The organism is Stenotrophomonas sp. TEPEL, assembly GCF_004348785.1.
In the GTDB taxonomy this organism is placed as follows: domain Bacteria; phylum Pseudomonadota; class Gammaproteobacteria; order Xanthomonadales; family Xanthomonadaceae; genus Stenotrophomonas; species Stenotrophomonas indicatrix.
In genome coordinates, this window is record NZ_QQXJ01000001.1 from 4,090,434 (window position 1) to 4,108,321 (window position 17,888).

Annotated in this window: 17 protein-coding genes and 1 riboswitch; of the genes, 10 read left to right on the top strand and 7 right to left on the bottom strand. The window is 65.5% G+C overall.

Annotated features, from left to right (window positions below; genetic code table 11):
- Nucleotides 1-46: 46 nt before the first annotated feature.
- The 7 genes from TEP_RS18700 to pnuC all read left to right on the top strand — a co-directional run bounded on the left by TEP_RS18700 (nt 47) and on the right by pnuC (nt 8,946).
- Nucleotides 47-685 carry a response regulator transcription factor gene (locus tag TEP_RS18700; RefSeq protein WP_025875871.1) on the top strand — a complete coding sequence of 213 codons (639 nt, stop codon included), beginning with the start codon at nt 47-49 and terminating at the stop codon, nt 683-685.
- 363 nt (nt 686-1,048) lie between these two features.
- Nucleotides 1,049-1,834, top strand: coding sequence for a hypothetical protein (locus TEP_RS18705; protein WP_132826285.1), 786 nt, complete (start codon nt 1,049-1,051; stop codon nt 1,832-1,834).
- A 107-nt stretch (nt 1,835-1,941) separates the two neighbouring features.
- The gene (locus tag TEP_RS18710) at nt 1,942-3,969 is read left to right on the top strand and encodes a peptidoglycan-binding protein (RefSeq protein WP_132826286.1); all 2,028 of its coding nucleotides are present in this window, start codon (nt 1,942-1,944) and stop codon (nt 3,967-3,969) included.
- Between the two features lie 243 nt (nt 3,970-4,212).
- Entirely contained in the window at nt 4,213-4,611 is a 399-nt protein-coding gene (locus TEP_RS18715) for a glycine zipper 2TM domain-containing protein (protein WP_132826287.1), read from the top strand.
- Between the two features lie 129 nt (nt 4,612-4,740).
- Complete coding sequence (locus tag TEP_RS18720; protein WP_132826288.1) at nt 4,741-5,865, top strand: phosphotransferase; 1,125 nt, start codon at nt 4,741-4,743, stop codon at nt 5,863-5,865.
- 155 nt (nt 5,866-6,020) lie between these two features.
- Nucleotides 6,021-6,116: riboswitch (TPP riboswitch) on the top strand.
- A 71-nt stretch (nt 6,117-6,187) separates the two neighbouring features.
- The gene (locus TEP_RS18725; protein ID WP_132826289.1) at nt 6,188-8,365 is read left to right on the top strand and encodes a TonB-dependent siderophore receptor; all 2,178 of its coding nucleotides are present in this window, start codon (nt 6,188-6,190) and stop codon (nt 8,363-8,365) included.
- Entirely contained in the window at nt 8,362-8,946 is a 585-nt protein-coding gene (gene pnuC / locus TEP_RS18730; protein WP_132826290.1) for a nicotinamide riboside transporter PnuC, read from the top strand. Before TEP_RS18725 ends, pnuC begins: the two co-directional genes overlap by 4 nt.
- Before the next feature lie 45 nt (nt 8,947-8,991).
- On the opposite strand, the gene TEP_RS18735 is transcribed toward pnuC, so the two are convergent.
- From TEP_RS18735 to TEP_RS18755, 5 genes are all read right to left on the bottom strand, one after another.
- Nucleotides 8,992-9,966, bottom strand: coding sequence for a Dyp-type peroxidase (locus TEP_RS18735; RefSeq protein ID WP_132826291.1), 975 nt, complete (start codon nt 9,964-9,966; stop codon nt 8,992-8,994).
- A gap of 158 nt (nt 9,967-10,124) precedes the next feature.
- On the bottom strand, nt 10,125-10,451 hold the full coding sequence (locus tag TEP_RS18740; protein WP_132826292.1) for a hypothetical protein: 327 nt from the start codon (nt 10,449-10,451) through the stop codon (nt 10,125-10,127).
- A gap of 24 nt (nt 10,452-10,475) precedes the next feature.
- The gene (locus TEP_RS18745; RefSeq protein WP_025875894.1) at nt 10,476-10,844 is read right to left on the bottom strand and encodes a VOC family protein; all 369 of its coding nucleotides are present in this window, start codon (nt 10,842-10,844) and stop codon (nt 10,476-10,478) included.
- Between the two features lie 69 nt (nt 10,845-10,913).
- Nucleotides 10,914-11,681, bottom strand: coding sequence for a helix-turn-helix domain-containing protein (locus TEP_RS18750; protein WP_132826293.1), 768 nt, complete (start codon nt 11,679-11,681; stop codon nt 10,914-10,916).
- A gap of 115 nt (nt 11,682-11,796) precedes the next feature.
- Nucleotides 11,797-12,369, bottom strand: coding sequence for an Ax21 family protein (locus tag TEP_RS18755; protein ID WP_025875896.1), 573 nt, complete (start codon nt 12,367-12,369; stop codon nt 11,797-11,799).
- Between the two features lie 525 nt (nt 12,370-12,894).
- On the opposite strand from TEP_RS18755, the gene TEP_RS18760 reads away from it, so the two are divergent.
- On the top strand, nt 12,895-13,164 hold the full coding sequence (locus tag TEP_RS18760; protein ID WP_025875897.1) for a hypothetical protein: 270 nt from the start codon (nt 12,895-12,897) through the stop codon (nt 13,162-13,164).
- Nucleotides 13,165-13,320: 156 nt separating this feature from the next.
- Nucleotides 13,321-14,019: a hypothetical protein gene (locus TEP_RS18765; protein WP_132826577.1), complete on the top strand. Its 699-nt coding sequence runs from the start codon at nt 13,321-13,323 to the stop codon at nt 14,017-14,019.
- A gap of 38 nt (nt 14,020-14,057) precedes the next feature.
- Here the strand turns inward: TEP_RS18765 and TEP_RS18770 are convergent, their stop codons facing one another.
- Both TEP_RS18770 and TEP_RS18775 read right to left on the bottom strand, forming a co-directional pair.
- Nucleotides 14,058-15,254: an ATP-binding protein gene (locus TEP_RS18770; protein ID WP_132826294.1), complete on the bottom strand. Its 1,197-nt coding sequence runs from the start codon at nt 15,252-15,254 to the stop codon at nt 14,058-14,060.
- 354 nt (nt 15,255-15,608) lie between these two features.
- Entirely contained in the window at nt 15,609-16,979 is a 1,371-nt protein-coding gene (locus tag TEP_RS18775) for an alpha/beta fold hydrolase (RefSeq protein WP_343133994.1), read from the bottom strand.
- Between the two features lie 259 nt (nt 16,980-17,238).
- Here TEP_RS18775 and TEP_RS18780 point away from each other — a divergent pair, with 259 nt between their 5' ends.
- Nucleotides 17,239-17,808 carry a TetR family transcriptional regulator gene (locus TEP_RS18780; protein WP_132826295.1) on the top strand — a complete coding sequence of 190 codons (570 nt, stop codon included), beginning with the start codon at nt 17,239-17,241 and terminating at the stop codon, nt 17,806-17,808.
- Nucleotides 17,809-17,888 lie beyond the last annotated feature (80 nt).

A 17,888-nucleotide genomic window follows, 5' to 3' on the forward strand; every position in this document is an offset into this window, starting at 1 on the left:
GGACCGCGACGGTCGCGGTCCGGCGTGCCGGTGGCCATACTAGAGCATGACCTTGCGCATCATCATCGCAGACGATCACCCCGTGGTCCGCATCGGTACCCGCGCCGTCATCGAGTCCAGCGGCGTTGGCCGAGTCGTTGGCGAGGCCGACAACGCCCAGGCGCTGATGACCCTGCTGACCACCCAGCCCTGCGACCTGCTGGTCACCGACTATTCGATGCCCGGAAGCCCGCAGGCCGATGGCTTCGCCATGATCGGCATGATCCGCCGCCGCCATCCCGACCTGCCGGTGCTCATGCTCAGCGTCTCCAACAACCTGGCGATCCTGCGCATGGTGCTCGACAGCGGCGTGCTCGGCCTGGTCGACAAGAGTTCGTCGATGGATGAACTGCCGCAGGCGATCCAGGCGGTCTATCGCGGCCAGTCCTACATCAGCCGCAGCCTGCGCGAGCGGGTGGAGGAAGCCGGCAGCTGGCGCATGCGCGAGGGTGACGGCAAGCCGTTGTCGCCGCGCGAAGTGGAGGTGCTGCGCCTCCTCGGCACCGGCATGACGGTCAAGGAAATCTCGCTGCAGCTGCACAAGAGCGTCAGCACCATCAGTCGCCAGAAGGGTGACGCCATGCTCAAGCTCGGGCTGAAAGGCGACGCGGAGCTGTTCGACTACCTGCGCGACGGCAGGATCTGAGACGCCGTTTGCAGTTCTCTGGCGGAAGGCTCTTCCTTGCCCCCCTGTGATCGCCGTCGCATCTGTGCCATCATCCACGTCGATGGGTTTTCCTATGCGAGGTCGAAGGAATCGACCGGCTCATCACGACGTTCCCCCTCATCGAGGGCGGGGCGTGTTCTGCGTTGGCCTCCTGCCCGACGCCCGCAAACCATGGAGAGGTGCATGAAAATCCTTCCGGAATCCCGCTTGGCCCGTGTCCGCCCACCCCTGTGTGCGGCGTTCGCCGGCCTGCTCGTTGCGCTGCTTGCCAGCGCCTGCACCCCCTCGACTTCGACCGCGTCACCACAGGGCGCCACCGCGCCACGACAGGATGTTGCCCCGATGCAGAGCTCCGCCACACCCGCCACTACGGCCACCACGGCCACCGCTACGCCCCCCGATGCCGGCAGCGTGCTGTATTTCATCTACGACGTCGACGGCGATGGCGCCGTTTCGTATGAAGTAGCCAATGGCAGTGTCGCCACCTTCTGGTTCGGCCATGCCTTCGAACTGGCCGGCACCCGCTATTACACCGGCTTTGCCTGGAACACGCCGCAGAAGTACGGCAAGCCCGGCGAAGACGAAGCCGGTCCGGACAGCCAGGTCACCCTGACCGAGGCCACCTTCACCCTGACCGGCGACAAGCCGGATCGTCCCTGGGTGTTCAAGGGCGCCGAACCGTGGATCGGCACCGTCGGCGCCTATGGCACCGCGCCGGACATCGACAGCAAGCGCAAGCCGCTGGAATACCGCACTCCGGCCGGCAAGCTGGTGCTGGCGGTGCCGACCAGCACCTTCGCCACCGGTACCAGCATCGAAAGCTACACCGTGCTGGTATTCAACCCGGACTACGAGAAATCCGAAGACGGCCAGGTCTGGGCCAGCGCGGGCACGGTGATCACCGGCGAAGACAATTCGGCCGCCTGCGACGAGGGCCAGGTGATGCCGTGCGTCAGCAACCGGGGCGTACTGGCCTTCACCGCCGTCGCCGGCAGCGACCTGCCCACCATCACTGTCACCGCCACCGGCACCACCATTTCCGGCCCGGGCCAGACCCGTGCGCTGGGTGCGGCCGACGCGCGCCAGTACCACTACGATACCGCCCGCAAGGCCTACGTCGAAAAGTAAAACGCACCACCCCGCAGCACCTGTTGACCGACATGTTGAAGACTCACGGATGAGTCCGGTTGGCGTATCGCGGCAAAGGCCGCTCCATCAACCCCAGAGGAAGTGTCATGGCACAACGTGACTACAGCAAAAAGGAAGTTCTCGACATCATCGAGCAGGTGGCACAGCGCAAGGGCATCGCCAGCGAGGACTTCCTGCGCTTTGCCCACATCGAGACCGGTGGCCGCTTCGACGAACGCGCGCACAACGACAGGACCGATGCCAAGGGCCTGTTCCAGTTCCTGCCGTCGTCGGCCAGGCAGTACGGCCTGACCGGCCACGAGTACGACCCGACCCGCAACACCGAAGCGGCAGCGGAGATGTTCAAGCGCAACCTGGTGGACATGGAAAAGCGCCATGAGCGCACCGGCCACCCGTACCTGTCCGGTGATGACAAGCCGAGCGGCCTTGACCTGTATCTGGCACACCAGCAGGGTGCGGCCGGCTATGGCTCGATCCAGACCGCCATCGCCACCGGCACGTTCGGCGTGGTCCGCGACGGCCACGGCGATCCGATCAACATGCGCCCACGCATCATGGGCCAGATCGGCAGCGACGTGGATGCGCTGACCGGGCATACGCGTGCCGAGATGCGCACGATGAATGACCGTGACCTGGCCAGCACCTTCGCCCAATACTACGACCGCAAGTACGACGCGATCAGCATCCCGGAAAAGAACATCGCGCCGATCACCGAGGCCCAGGCACGACCGGCGCCGGGGCAGGCTGCACCGACGCAGACCGTGGCCCCGGCCGCGCAGGCGGCTGTCGCCGCTGGCGCCGCGTCCATCGCCGCCACCGCCACGGCTGCCGCCGCCAAGCCGGATGCACCGGGTATTTCGCTGGATGCGGCCTACAACGCCGGCGTGAAGTACGACAACGTCAAGTACGCGATCAACATCGAATCCAGCCAGTATTACCGTGGCAAGGGTGTCACCGGCAAGAACGTCGACCAGGGCTACATCGACTGCTCCGGCTGGGTCGGCACGATGCTCAACAAGACCCAGGATGAGATCAACCAGAAGGCCGGCCACGCGGTATTCGCCGACGCCGACAAGATCAAGCTGGGCTTCGCCGGCTCCGGCGGTATCGTGCATGACGCCTACAAGGACTCCGGCGTGCTGCTCAAGCGCGACGACATCCTCAAGCCGGGTGCGCTGAAGGAAGGCATGGTGATCGGCCTGGATACGGCCAAGACCAAGCACGAACACTGGAACGGCATCGACCACATCGTGATGGTGGTGCGTGACCCGAACACCGACAAGCTGCTGATCAGCCAGTCCACCGGCAAGCTGGGCGTGCATACCATGCCGGTGGAGGATTACCTCAAGCAGGTAAAGGACCACCCCAACTGGAAGCTGTTCGCCTCCGATCCGCTGCACCAGGCACGCGACCTGCTGGAAAACCGCAGCCAGGTGCACGAGCAGGCGCAGGCCAAGGGCGCAGCCGAGCCTAAGGCAGCCCCGCAGGAAAAGCCGCAGGCCAGCAACGAAGTGCATAAGCAGGGTGCGCACGGCGAGGATGTGCGCAGGGTGCAGGAACAGCTGGGCCACCTGGGGTATGTGGGTGCCGACGGCAAACCGCTGGTCGAGGATGGGAAGTTCGGTCGCAACACCGAGGCTGCCGTGCGCCAGCTGCAGAAGGACAACGGTCTGGCAGTGGACGGCATCATCGGCCCGAAGACGCTGGATGCGATCAAGGACGCGCGCGAGCGCCCGCTGCTCAATGACGAGCGCCATCCGCAGAACCCGATGTACAACCAGGCCGTGAAGGGCATGGAGGGCCTGCCGGCAGGCACCTTCAAGGACCGCCATGCCCTGGAGGCGGCCGCCGCTGCACTGACCAAGGAAGCGCAGGCCAGCGGCATGCAGCGCATCGACTCGGTGGTGCCCAGCACCAACGGCGAGCGCGTGTTTGCCGTACAGGGCACCGCCGGCGACCCCGCCGCCTACCGCGCGGCGGTGGACACCCGCGCGGCCAGCGAGCAGAGCATGGCGCTCAGCAGTGGTGCGGTGCACGGTGCCCCGAATGTCCTGCAGCAGCAGGACGCCCAGCAGGAGCAGGTGAAGCAGGCCCAGCGCGCCATGGGCCACTGAGCCAGGGTGGGGAGACCAGGGGAAGGGCCGCGTACTGCGGCCCTTTTCCTTTCTGGCAGCTGAGCGGCCGCCGCGCTTTCAGCCTCGCTTCATGCCGCCTGACGCTAGATGAATGCGCAAGCCGCACGGGGATCACGCGCAATGTTCCGGCAATGTCCGGGCCCCAGCGTGGTCCCTACGGCAGCCGGGGCGCCCAGCGCCCTCCCTGCCCACCGTGGCATGCACCTCACAGGAGAACCCAACATGCTCAGCACTTCCGCACTCAGCTTCCGTGGTCTGGCGATGGCCCTGGCACTTCTTGCCGGCGTGGCCGTGGTCAGTGATGCCAGCGCGATGTCGAGGAAGGACAAGCGCACCGTGGTCGGTGCCGTCGTCGGCGGCGTGGCGGGTCACCTGATCTCCAACGGCGACCCGGCTGCCACTGTCGGCGGCGCGGTTGCCGGCGGCGCCATCGGCAACCTGACCACCTCCGACCGCCATGATCGCCGTTACGACGGCCGCTACGACCGTCGCTACGATCGCCGTTACGACCGTGGCTACAACCGCGGCTATGGCTACGACCGCCGCGATGACCGTCGCTGGAACCGTGATCGCCATGACAACCGCTACTACCACGACCGCGGCCGTCATCGCGGCTGGTAAGCGCGCCGGCCACAGGCCGCACGTGGCATCCCTGACGGGCGGGTCGATGACCCGCCCGTTTGCGTCTGTGGCGTCCATGGCGTTGAATGCGCAGCCTTGGATGTTCCTTTACTTACCAGCGGCCGTGGCATGACTTCTTCCCCCCATCGCGTGCAGGGCCTCAACAACGATGAGGTCGTCGCCGACTGGCCGGCAATCGACGTGCAGGAGATCACCTGGCTGCGCGACCACTTTCCGCAGCTGGGCGCGGACAGCACCGTGCGCTGGCACAGCCCGCGCCCGCTATCGGCCGCGGCCGTCGTCGACGGCACCGGCGGTCCGGTCTTCATCAAGCGCCACCACCACAGTGTGCGCAGCGCTGGATGCCTGCAAGAAGAACATCGCTTCATCGCGCATCTGGCAACTGCCGGCATGCCGGTGGTGCAGGTGCTGGCCAGCAACGGCCGCACCGCACTCGAGCACGGCCAGTGGACCTACGAACTGCATGCCGTGGGCGCCGGCAAGGACCTGTATCGCGAGCTGCCGTCATGGTCACCGCTGACCGACATTGCCCAGGCCCACGAGGCAGGGCGCGTGCTGGCCACGCTGCACCGCGCGGCAGCCGGCTACCACGCACCGCAACGCAGCACCCATCTGCTGGTGGCACGCGACGACCTGATCCGCGCCGACGACCCGATCACCGTGCTGAAGGCCGACCTCGGCAATCGCCCCGGGTTGGCCCGCTACCTGGCGCGCATTCCCTGGGAAGAACAGCTGCGCCGCGATGTGCTGCCGTGGCACTACGGCCTGGCCGCGCGCCTGCAGGAAGAACCGCGGCTGTGGGCGCACAACGACTGGCACGTCTCCAACCTGCTGTGGAACGACGACGGCACGATTGCCACGGTGCTCGATTTCGGCCTGGCCTCGCCCACCAGCGCGCTGTTCGACCTGGCCACCGCGATCGAACGCAACGCGGTGGCCTGGCTGCAGCTGGAGCGCGGCACCGATGCGGTGCGCATCGACATCGCCCTGGCCCTGCTGGACGGCTATCGGCAGGAACTGCCGCTGTCGCCCACCCGCGTGCACCTGCTGGCCGACCTGCTGCCGATGGTGCATTTCGACTTCGCTCTGTCCGAAGTGGAGTATTTCGAGGGCGTCACCGGATCGACCGCGAACGCCGATGTGGCCTGGCAGCCGTTCATGCTCGGGCATCCGGCGTGGTTCACCACGGCTCCCGGCCAGGCCCTGCTGGCGGCCCTGCACGCCGCCGCGTGAGCCGCGAGCCAGCAAACACGCGGGGGACTCAGTAGATCGGCGCCATGCGTCGATGATGCGCTCGGCCGGGGTCAGATCCCTTTCCGCTGGACAGGGATCTGGCCCCGGCTGAAGGGCGGTAGCTCGCAAATCCGTACCAGTTGTAGTGAAATGGTCACCTGAAGCGGGGGTGCCTGGATCTGCCAGGCTGAGAGAGTCCCTTGGAACCTGATCCGGTTTGCACCGGCGTAGGGAGCTTTGAGCCGCAGCCACACCCCCCGTCATGGGCCGGTGCACCTGCGCGCCGTCGCTTCGTCTCCCTTGTTGTCTGAAGACGAATCGAATGAACCGCTGCCTGCGCCCCACCCTGCTCGCCCTCGCCCTGTGCGCCGCCCTGCCGCTGTACGCCAGCGAGGCAGGCACCAACGCCGCTGATGCGCAGTCCTCGCCCACCGAACTGGCGGCGGTGCGCGTGCAGGCCGGCAAACCGAAGGCCGACACCTCGCGCGTCAACGCCTTCGGCGGCGGCTCGTGGAAGGACACCCCCGCCTCGGTGAACGTGCTGGAGCGCGACTACCTCGACCGCCGCCAGGTGCGTTCGCTGTCCGAGCTGGCCAGCAATGATGCCTCGCTGGGCGATGCCTATGCGCCGGTGGGCTACTACCAGAACATCGCCATCCGCGGCTTCGCGCTGGATGCGGCCACCGGCTACCGCTTCAACGGCATGTCCATCGCCGGCGAGCAGCGCCTGGCACTGGAGAACATCCAGGAAGTGCAGATCCTCAAGGGCGAAGCCGGCCTGGCGGCTGGCGTGATGGCGCCCGGCGGCATCATCAACTACGTGGGCAAGCGTCCGGCGGACGTACGCACGGTCACCCTGGGCACCGATTCGGAAGGCTCGCGCTATGCAGCCGTGGATGTCGGCCACTGGCTGACCCCGCGCTTCGGCGTGCGTCTGAACGCCGCTTGGGATGCCAGTGATTCCTACGTCGAGCATGCCGACGGTCGCCGCAACTTCTATTCGCTGGCCACCGACTGGCTGATCGGCGAACACGGCAAGCTGGAAGTGGATGCCAATTACCAGACCAGCGCGCAGCGCTCGGTGTCCGGTTTCCAGCTGCTGGGCGCGCGCGACCTGCCGCGCGGCGTTGATCGCGAACGCCTGCTCGGCTACCAGCCGTGGCAGCGGCCGGTAGACATTGCCAGCACCAACATCACCGCGCTGCACACCTATGACTTCAACGATGCGTGGCAGTCGCGCGTCTCGGTCGGCCACAGCCGTTCGGCGATCGATGACAACGTCGCCTTCGCCTACGGCTGCTACTACACCGCAGGGTGCGCAGACGGCAGCGTGCCGGGCAACTATTTCGCCCCCAACGGCGACTACGACATCTACGACTACCGCAGCCCGGATGACACCCGCCGCAACCAGCAGGCCCGTGCCGAACTGCGCGGCAGTTTCGAGACCGGCAGCGTCGGCCACCAGCTGAGCATCGGCGCCGACTACTTCCGCCGCACCATCAACAAGCGCCCGAGCGTCAACGAGTACGTCGGCACCAGCAACATCCACGACGTGCAGGTGCCGGTGTTCGAGCCCTCGCCGAAGATGCCGGGTGCATCGGCACGGCGCCTGGACAGCCGGCAGACCGCATTCTTCGCGCTGGACCGGATGAGCTTCGGCGATGACTGGCAGTGGCTGGCCGGCGGCCGCTTCGTGCGCCTGGACGAGCGCGCCTACGACAAGCGCGGCACGCCGCAGCGCCACAGCCGCCTGTCGCGCTTCCTGCCGCAGACCGCGCTGGTGTGGAAGGCCACCGACCAGCTCAACGCCTACGCCAGCTACGTGCGCGGCATTTCGCTGGGCCAGGAAGCACCGTTCTGGACGTCCAACGCCGATGCCTTCCTGCCATCGATGCAGTCGCGGCAGCTGGAAGTGGGCGTGAAGTACGTGCCGGTGGACGCCCTCACCCTGGGCGCGGCCGTGTTCCGCACCTCCCAGCCCTACCAGTACGCAAAGCCCGACGGCAGCGACGTCGGCTACACCTTCGTCGAAGAAGGCCAGCAGACCCATACCGGCCTGGAACTGACCGCCAACGGCCAGCTGACCGACGCGCTGCAGATCGTCGCCAGCGCCAGCATGCTGCAGGCGCGCGCACGCGACACCGGCACCCCGGCCTATGAAGGCCATCAGCTGGTGAACGTGCCGAAGGTGCGCGCCAGCGTGCACCTGGCCTACGCGCTGCCGTTCGTGGAAGGCCTGGATGTGACCGGTGGCTGGCGCTATGCCTCCTCCAACGTGGCCCGCGCCGACGGCGGTGTGCGCGCACCGGACTACTCGGTGTTCGACGCCGGCCTGCGCTTCCAGCACCGCCTGCACGACCGTGCGGTCAGCTGGAACCTGTCGGTGGACAACCTGTTCAACCGCTTCTACTGGCGCGACACCGGCAGCAGCGGCGGTGACTACTACCTGTTCCCGGGTGCGCCGCGACAGGCGCGCCTGTCGGTGACGTTCGCGCTGTGAGCGGCGTCGCGCTCGAGTGGACTGCCGCGCTCTTCAGCATCCTCGGGGTGTGGCTGATGGCAAAGCGACGGCTGGCCGCGTGGCCGGTCGGCCTGCTGTCGGTCGCGCTGTACGGCGCGGTGTTCGCCGAAGCCAAGCTGTACTCGGACACGCTGCTGCAGGTCGCCTTTGCTGGTTTCCTGGTCTACGGCTGGATCAACTGGCGCCAGCACGCCGCCGATGAAGGCAGCATCCGCATCGTGCCGCTGGCGCGCGGCACGCTGCTGCGCGACCTGGCCATCGGCCTGTGTGGCGGCGTGGCGCTTGGCGCCGGCATGCACACCTTCACCGATGCAGCGCTGCCGTGGCTTGACGCGATGCTGACCGCACTGAGCCTGGTCGGGCAATGGTGGCAGGCACGCCGGCACACGGCCTGCTGGTGGGTGTGGATCGTGGTGGACGTGGTCTACGTGGGCGCCTATCTGTTCAAATCGCTGCACGTGACTGCTGCGTTGTACGTGTTCTTCCTGGGCCTGGCATTGTTCGGGCTGCGGGCGTGGCGCGCCGCCGCGCGCGAGCCGCAGGCAGTACCTGCGCAGTAGAGCCACGCATGGCGTGGGTCCACCTGGCTGCCCCACCCGGCGTGATCAGTCGCCCAGGTCGGCCAGCACCTTGCGCGAGGGGGCGAAGAAGGTGACGCCCGTGGTCGCGGTGGAGAAATCGAGGATGCGGTCGTGCAGCGGCGCGGGATTGCCGATGAACATCCGCTCCAGCATCTTCTCGATCACCCACAGCCGGCGCGTGTAGCCGATGAAGTAGGTGCCGTACTCGCCGCGCCCCGGATTGGCGAAGGGCATGTTGTCGCGCAGGATCTCGTGCTCGCCGTCGGCATCCTCGATGGTGCACAGCGTCTTGTGTGACTTCTGCGCGTCGGCCGGTGCGTCGTCCAGCTCGATGTTGTCGTGCTTGGTGCGGCCGATGATCGCCTCCTGCGCCTCGGTCTTCTGCGCACGCCAGGCATCGAGGTTGTGCAGGTACTTCTGCACCACCACGTAGCTGCCACCGGCATGGTCGGGATCCTCGTCGCCGACGAGGGTCGCCTCCGGCAGTGACAGGCCCTCGGGGTTGGCCGTGCCGTCGACGAAATCGAGCAGGTCGCGGCCGTCGAAGTAGCGGAAACCGGCCACGTCATCCACCGCCTCCACCGCATCGCCGAAGGCCATCAGCAGGTTGCGCTCGAAGGCCACGATCAGATCCATCGTGCGTGCACGGATGTGGTACAGCAGGTCGCCCGGCGTGGACACTGCCGTGTGGGTCGCACCCTTCACTTCCTGGAACGGCTTCAATTCGCGCGGCGGCGTACTGCCCACCAAGGGCTCCCACACGCGGTGGCCGATGGCCACGTTGCAGGTGAAGGTGCGCTCGATCTCGCGGATGGCGGTGTTCTTGATCAGGTCATCGGTGCTGGCCAGCACCTCGCGCACTTTCGCCAGCGATGCCGCATCGTCCTTCACCGTCAGCGCCAGGAACGCGGCCGAATGGGTCAGCGGCGCGGTGATCTGCTGCGGCTCGTTGTCGAGCGTGTGGTTGAGGGCGGTGATGGGTGCGGGCTGGGCGTTCACGATGGTTCCTGCTGGCTTGAGGCGGGCACATCGCCTGCCGCGATGTGCGGGCGATCATAGCGGAACGACCTTGCCGGTGACGGAGCGGTTCTCAGCTCGCGATGGTCAGCCGGCGAGCACCAGCCACTGCTGTCCGCTAGCGGAGATGAAGTGCCGTGCTACGCCGTGGTCACGGTGAACTGCTGCGGCGTGCGCCACGCAACCCGCAGGTAGGGTCCCTCCAGCACACCGCCCTCGCGAAGATGCTCGAACACGTCGGCCGGACACCACTCCCTGCCCGCCGAGAAGGCGACGCCGAGATCACGCAGGCGGATGAAAGCGTCGGCCTTGGCGGCATCGTCGGGGACCGGCAGGGTGAGGGTGTCTCCCTCGCCAGCGCTGAAGCCCAGCGCCTGCAGCGCGGCCCGCGAGCGGCCATTGAACAGCATCACCTTGATGCAGTTGCCGTCGGCCTGCCTCACATAGGCGTCGATGTGCGTTTCCATTGGCGGATTGTAGAGGCAGACGGATCAGCTGGCGTCGCTCCACACCGCCAGCACGTAGCCGTCCAGATCGCGGAAATGGAAGCGACGGCCGCCGGGAAAGGCAAACACGGCCTGCACGATCTCGCCGCCAGCGGCGAGGATGCGCTGCTGCGCGTCGGCAAGGTCCACGCAGTACACGATGACCAGCGCACCGCCTGAGGGTGTCACTGCCTCGTCGGCGACAAAGCCACCTTTGAGGCGGCCGTCATCGAACTCGGTATAGGCCGGGCCGTAGTCGGTGAAGGACCAGCCGAAGACCTGCCCATAGAACTGCTTGCTGCGGGCGATGTCGGCGACGTTGAATTCGATGTTGTCGATGCGGCGTTCGGCCGCGGTGGTGTCTGCGTGGCTCATGGTGCGGCTCCGTGGTTGGAGCGCCCAGCATCGGTCAGGGTCGGGCCCGGGTCTTGAACGAAACGGCCATCAACGTCCCCACTGCTGGCGCAGCGCGCTGGCCGTCAGGCCGGCAAGCTCGCGGGCGTCGCGGGTGAGGTGGGCCTGGTCGGCGTAGCCCGCCTCGACGGCCAGCATCGCCAGACTGTGCGCGGGCTGGTTCTGGCTGCAGCGCAGGAACCGCTGCAGACGCAGGATCCGCTGCAGCGACTTTGCCCCGTAACCGAACTGCGTCTGGCTGAAGCGACGCAGGGTGCGCGGGCTCATCGCCAGATGTGCGGCGAGTGCGTCGATGCTGGCATCGCCTCTGGCAGCGTGCGCGAACAGCGCATGCGCGCGTCGCGTGTGTTCGTCCACCACCGCCGTAGGCATGTTCTGTTGCAGGCTGTCGGCCAAGCGTTGCAGGCGTTGCTCAGGCGCGGCGTCACCGATCGAGGCCGCAACCTGCGTCGCCCAGCGGGCATTGAATTCGATCAGGGGCACGGCTTGGCCGACGATGCCGGACAAATCGATGCCGAGCGCAGCCGATGCCTGGCCTGGCCGGAAGCGCGCACCCAGCACCTGTGCACCGGGAGCCAGCTGCGGGTGTGCGGCGGTACGGTCCGGCCCCACCACGAACAGCGCACCATCACGCCAGAGAATGTCCACGCAGCCGTCGGGCAGCACGGTGATGTTGCCACTGGCGTCGGCAGGCAACTGGCTCTGCCAGAGCTGGCCGAACTGGCCACGCAGCGGCGCAGGCGCCAGGTGTTCCTGGTAGGCCGAGCCGATGCCAGCGGGAGTGGAGGGATCGCCCATGCCCCATTGTGGCAAAGCGATGCCGGAAAAAGAGAAGCCCGGCACGAGGCCGGGCTTCGCTGGCGGGTGGGAGAGAGATCACACGCCAGTTACACGCACTAACGACAGGCGTTTGTTACCAGCTGAAGCGCGGGCCCACGAACCACTCGCGGTCACCGGCCTTGGCCAGCTTCACTTCGCCACTCAGGCCCCAGTTCTGGTTGAACTTGGCGGTGGCGCCGACGCGGCCGTAGAACTCGCCGTCCGGGTTGATGCCGTGCTTCTTGCTGTAATCCTCGTAACCGGCCAGCGCATAGCCTTCCAGGTACGGGTTGAACGCGGTGCGCACGCCCACTTCAGTGGAGTAGCCGTTGAAGTCCAGGCCGTGCTTCATGTCGAACTTCTGGTATGCAACACGAGCCACCAGGTCGGTGTTCGGTGCGATGCCGTAGTTGTAGCCGGCACCGATGCGCCACTGGTCGACATCATTCTTGAAGGTGTCGGTTTCCTGCTTGCTGTAATCACCGAAGATGTGGAAGTTCGGATGCACGGCAACCGAGCCCTTCACGCCCCAGCCATCAGCGTCGCCGCCCTTGGCATCGGTGTTCACGTAGCCGCCTTCAACGTAGTTGTACGACAGGCCATCGGCAGCCGATGCGGCGAACGGCAGCGCGGCCAACAAACCCAGGGCAAGCAGCGAATTCTTGATCATCGGGATACACCTTTCATTATTTTGGTTTCGTCGAACGCCCCTCTCGGGAGGGGAGGGAGGAGAGGCGTTCGACAGGTGTGAATTATCCGTTTGTTGATGAAATCGGCCCTGAATATTGAACTGACCGGTACATGAATGAGGTTCCTGTTCAGGGAACTCTCGATGTGTCGTGTTGTAGCTGACGGATGCATGCAGACCTGCCTGCCCTACCCTCACCTGATCGACCATGCGGCCTGCACGCATGGAAGCGCGGTGCTGGCGTCGATGTTGTTTGCACCCGCCATCTGCGCCCATTGAGAGGAACAGCATGAGTCGGCTTCAGGCTGATGAATTGGAGAGATCGAAGTGGCACAAGGACATCAACCGACGCAGTAGAGCTCGCTTGTTCCCGCTTGTTAAGGATTGCTGATTGCGCGATCTTCACAGGCCATCCACGTCTTCCAACTGCAGCTGAAAGCACTTGGTAGCGGCGGGAACAAACGCCGCTATATTCCAGACTCCCCAGACGAAGGAGGGAGTGGAATGTTCCTGACCAAGCAGCAAATCAACGCGGCACGTGCCGTCACCGTAGCCATCGTTGCTACCGTAAGCCTCGGTGCTTGCGCCACCTACAAAGACGAATTTGCAACGATCAACTCGCGTCTCGACCAGCTCGACGTGAAGGTGCAGGGCGCTGCACAGAGCGCCGAATCGGCCAACCAGTCTGCACAGCAGGCCAACCAGCGTCTGGATCAGATCGAAGGCCGCGTGCAGCAGCTCGAAAGGGTCCCCGGCCGCAAGCCGCGCGGGTAACCGCTCTCCCACCCACTTTGATGAACGCTTGAACCAGACACCAGTGGCCTTCACCGGCCACTGGTGTCTTTCAGCCTCTCGGTCGTCATCCGAAGGAGCCGTCCCATTCGTACGTACTCACTCCCTGCACGCCGGGCCGTATCGGCCACGCTGGCCATCGCGCTGGCACTGGCAGGAACCGGCGCAGCCAGCGCCAGGAACGCCAAGGAAGCCGAGGACGCACCCGCGGAAACGGCGACCGCCGCCGATGAACTTCCGCCGGGCCAGGAAGTGTCCGATACGGTGATTGAACTGGCCGGCTGGGTCGTGGCCAGCAAGGACAACCAGGGCTATCCGTTCGCGATCATGGACAAGGCGGCTGCGCAGGTGCTGGTCTTCGGCGGTGACGGCAAGCTGCGCGGCGCAGCGCCAGCGCTGTTTGGTTCGGCCATTGGCGATCACTCGGCGCCCGGCGTCGCCAAGCTCGCACTGAGCGCGATTCCCGGCCACGACCGCACCACCCCGGCGGGTCGTTTCATTGGCGCCTATGGCCCGTCCGAAGACGCCGGACGCGTGCTGTGGGTGGACTACGATTCTGCCGTGTCGATGCACCCGCTTCCCCCGGGCACCCCGAAAGAGAAGCGCAGTGAACGGCTGGCATCGGCCACGCCGGACGACAACCGTGTCACCCACGGCTGCATCAATGTCTCGCCCGGGTTCTACGAGCAGATCGTGCATCCCACGTTCGAGAAGGGCGGCGTGTTCTACGTGCTGCCGGACAAGGACTCGATCGAAGAAACGTTCCCGGAGTTCGCGCAGAGCCGCGCGGCGGCGAAGAACACGGATGAAAAAGACGCGCGACACGCCCGCAAATGAAACACGGTTGAAGGCTGCGGACGTGGTCGCGGCAGACGCTACGGAAGCTCCAGCTTGGGCATCCTGAACGTGAACGAGGTGCCGGCGGCCGCACTGGACTCCACCTCCAACGTGCCGCCATGGGACCGTGCGATCTCCGACGCAATGTAGATGCCGAGGCCGAGGCCAGGCCGTGGCTGCTCACTCTTTTCACGTGAGAATGGGCTGAAAATCGCGTCCAACCTCGCTGATGGAATGTGCCCCTCGTTGTGTACGTTGAGCGTGAGCATTTCCGGCTCGGAGTGGACGGTCAGCGTAACCGGCGACGAGCGCTCTCCGTGTACCGCTGCATTGGTGAGCAGGTTGGCCAGGAGCTGCGCCAATCTGCTCGGATCGCAGACCACGTCGTCGTCTATCTGTATGTGGACCTTGATGTCCTGGCGGCCAGTGGCGATTGCCACCTCTTCCACAACCTGTTTCAGGTCTTCTTCCAGCGTGCTTGTCAGCTGCAGCGCGATGGGAATGCCGCCGCCCAGACGTCCCCTGGCGAAATCAAGCACGTCGTTGATCAGTCCGTCCATTCTGGCAACGCCGGAAGTGATGTGCGCGAGCATCCGTTGCTGGCGCTCAGTGCCCGCCTCACATGCCAGCGAATCTGCGGCGATGCTGATGGCCTGCAGCGGACTGCGCAGGTCATGACCCAGCACGGCAATGAACTGGTCGCGCAGGTCGGCGACACGATGCGCATCGGAGAGCGCGGATTCCGCTCGCTCAAGGCGATCTTCCTTGTCGAGGTAACTTCCTACCAGGTCGGCCAGCAGCTCCATGGAGCGTTGAACGTGGGCTACGTCGAAGTTGGCCGGTGCCGAATCAATCGCGCAGAGCGTGCCGAAGAAGCTGCCGTCTGGCCGATGGATGGGAACGGACGCATAGCTCTCAAGCCCGTAGATCCGTGGCGTGTGATGCCGGGAGTAAACCGGGTGCTCGCTTGCATGCGCAAATACAACTGACGTCGCCGACTGCCTGATCTCGTCACAGATGGTGGTCTCAAGCACCAGTTGGCCACCGGGAACCAGCCCGAACCCCAGGGTGTCGAAGGTGGCGCACGCGGTCCAGGTTGTCTGGGTCACGCGGGCAATAGCCGTGAATCGCGAGCCGGTGATGTGGGCGACGGTCTCCAGGATTCGCGGCACGGCCTGGATTCGACTGATCTCGGCGATGTCGTCCAGCAGATCGGGGTCCGTCAGCTTCTGCATGGTCGGTCGTCCGGTGGGCAGCGCATCATCCCATGGAACCCGTGTGAAGGTTGATCCGAGGGCGATCAGCACTTTTTCAGGGTGAGCTATGGCGGGCCGACGTGGCGGGTACCTGAGGTGAACGACCAGTGCTGGCCGTGAGCGGGCATATGCCAGAGCGACGGCGCTGCAGCGACACGCACCCTGCGACGGTCTCGGGCGGGGTGCATGAGCCTCTGCCACCGCGACGGCCAATGCAGTGTGCGTTCGCTCAAGTTTGAACCCTCGGTAGTGACGCGCCTGATACCTGTAGCTGGACCCATTACGGGAATTTCCGCGCCCAGGAAGCGCGGACCCGCGCCGATGTGGGCCCTCTCACTCCAACGTGGGCTCTGCACATCGCTCGCTCACCACGTCGCCATCAATGAAGCGCCCGACGGCCGCAACGAAGCAGCGTGGCGCCACCAGCGGAAGCAGATGGGCGCCGCGGTCCACCGTGTGGAACGTGACAGGCCCCGACCTGCGAAGCTTGGCAGCGTGTTCCTTGGCACCGATGTATGCGGTATTCGGGTCCAGCGTCCCCTGCAGGACCAATGTCCGTGGCAGAGTGTCCGGGGTCTTCCCGAACCAGGCATCACGTGGATAACGCGGAACACTGCCACTCACGAGCAGCCCGGGAATGGGGCTGACGAACAGCGCATCCTTTGCCTCTTCATTGACAGTGTCCAGGCTGAGCTCGGGACGTGCGTTGTTCTCCGAGGCGGCAATGAGCATCACCAGCGGCAGGGCGGGCTGGTTGTTCCCCCCCTGTCCAAGCTGCACCAGCGCGGCATTCCAGTCCTTCACCGTGGCGACCAGCGAGCGCGGATCACCCTCGGAAAGCTGCTGCACGATCTTCGGGATTCGATCACGCAGCGCAGGGAAGCTCAGCAGTGCGGCGAAGAAGCGGCGCAGATCGCCACCCGGCACGTCCTTCTGCCAGGCAGCATCCTTGACCGCCAGCAGCGTTCGATATCGCTGGAGGCTGGCTTCATCCATGCTCTGCCGACCGACCTGGTCAACAAGCGCCGTGCGCCGGCTGAGGTCCCACGTTTCAGTGGTCTCGGGCGGCACCAGTCCGTCGAGGATGAGGCCATCAACGCCAAGATCATTGACCTGGAGCGAGCGCAGCGCCAACTGGGTGCCGTAGGAAACGCCATACAGCAGCACCTGCCCGCCGCGATCTGCTGCTGACATCAGAACGCCAAGGTCCTGTGCGGCCTCGGTAATGGAAAAGGCCGAGGTCCGCTGAAGGTTGGCGTACATGCTGCCGATGCAAGGGCCCCATTCGGCACCTGCCAGGCCTGTGCCTTCCGGGCTTTCAGGTGATTCCTGGACAGGGCAGATCCGCGATGAGCGACCCGTACCGCGGTGGTCGGGGATCACAAGATCAAACCCGGGGAATGCGCGCTGGTAGGTCGGGATCAGGGGATAGAGGGATGCCCCTGACTCGCCGGGGCCACCCGAGAGCAGCCAGACCTCGCCTCGCTTGGGTAGGTCGGCGCCGGCGGGTATGCGCCTCACGAACAGCGCTATGCGCTCGCCTGATGGGTCGGCATGGCGCAGTGGGACGTCTACCGTGACGCAGTGTGATCCGCGCAAGGCGGTTGACGCATCATCCTCGCACGCCACCGCCTTGGGTGCAGACGCGTGAGCGAGCATGGGTGAGACCAGAAGAAACACCGGCCACAGCGCACTACGATGCATCGGCCATCCCTTGGCTTGAATGAGCTCTTACGATGAGGGGCCGCGGCCGTCGGGACGAATGCCGGAAGTAACCCAAGGCGGCCCGAAGCAGACGCTGGCGTGTGCATGCAATCCGAATCGGATACTGGTCGGCCCGGCCCAGCGCTACAGGTTGTGGAAATGTCCGCATTACCTGGCAGGTCGCCTTCGGCAACTGTGCCGCCGAGCTGATGTGTAATCGCCGGTTGACAAGGTAGAACGATCGTTCTACCTTGGCGCCATGGACAAGACAACGACCGACACCCGACAGAAGATCCTGGACACGGCGGAGGCGCTGATTTACCAGAACGGAATACATGCGACCGGCATGGACCTGCTGGTGAAGACCTCTGGCGTTGCGCGCAAGAGCATTTACCGACACTTTGAAAACAAGGACCAGGTTGCCGCAGCCGCGTTGAGCGCGCGGGACGTGCGCTGGCTCAATTGGTTCAGGCAGGAATGCGACAAGGCCGGCAGCCCGGAAGCGCGCATCCTGGGCATGTTCACGGTGCTCAAAGGTTGGTTCGAGTCCGAGGACTATCGCGGCTGTGCCTTCATCAATACGGCAGGCGAGGTCGGCGATTCGCACGACCCGATCCGCAGGATCGCCAAGCACCACAAGCAGAAACTTCTCGATTACACGCTGGAGCTCACCGGGCAACTGAACATCGCGCAGCCGGCCGTTCTGGCGCAGCAGCTGCTGGTTCTGATGGAAGGCGCCATCACCGTATCGCGCGTGATGGGTGACTACGACGCCGCAGACACCGCAAGGGATGTTGCGCAGGTGTTGTTGAAGCAAGCCACGCGCTAACGCCGCAGTAACCGAAATCCCGCCGCAGTACCCCGTTCATCCATTTCCATTGGAGGCCCCACCGTGTCCGCAGAAGCACC

Excerpts from the sequence above, each read along its gene's own strand:
- TEP_RS18760 (WP_025875897.1), top strand. The coding sequence starts at position 12,895 with ATGTTCCTGACCAAGCAGCAAATCAACGCGGCACGTGCCGTCACCGTA.
- TEP_RS18700 (WP_025875871.1), top strand. The coding sequence starts at position 47 with ATGACCTTGCGCATCATCATCGCAGACGATCACCCCGTGGTCCGCATC.
- TEP_RS18725 (WP_132826289.1), top strand. The coding sequence starts at position 6,188 with ATGAACCGCTGCCTGCGCCCCACCCTGCTCGCCCTCGCCCTGTGCGCC.
- TEP_RS18710 (WP_132826286.1), top strand. The coding sequence starts at position 1,942 with ATGGCACAACGTGACTACAGCAAAAAGGAAGTTCTCGACATCATCGAG.
- TEP_RS18705 (WP_132826285.1), top strand. The coding sequence starts at position 1,049 with ATGCAGAGCTCCGCCACACCCGCCACTACGGCCACCACGGCCACCGCT.
- TEP_RS18715 (WP_132826287.1), top strand. The coding sequence starts at position 4,213 with ATGCTCAGCACTTCCGCACTCAGCTTCCGTGGTCTGGCGATGGCCCTG.
- TEP_RS18750 (WP_132826293.1), bottom strand. The coding sequence starts at position 11,681 with ATGGGCGATCCCTCCACTCCCGCTGGCATCGGCTCGGCCTACCAGGAA.
- TEP_RS18720 (WP_132826288.1), top strand. The coding sequence starts at position 4,741 with ATGACTTCTTCCCCCCATCGCGTGCAGGGCCTCAACAACGATGAGGTC.
- TEP_RS18775 (WP_343133994.1), bottom strand. The coding sequence starts at position 16,979 with ATGCATCGTAGTGCGCTGTGGCCGGTGTTTCTTCTGGTCTCACCCATG.
- TEP_RS18770 (WP_132826294.1), bottom strand. The coding sequence starts at position 15,254 with ATGCAGAAGCTGACGGACCCCGATCTGCTGGACGACATCGCCGAGATC.
- TEP_RS18745 (WP_025875894.1), bottom strand. The coding sequence starts at position 10,844 with ATGAGCCACGCAGACACCACCGCGGCCGAACGCCGCATCGACAACATC.
- TEP_RS18740 (WP_132826292.1), bottom strand. The coding sequence starts at position 10,451 with ATGGAAACGCACATCGACGCCTATGTGAGGCAGGCCGACGGCAACTGC.
- TEP_RS18780 (WP_132826295.1), top strand. The coding sequence starts at position 17,239 with ATGGACAAGACAACGACCGACACCCGACAGAAGATCCTGGACACGGCG.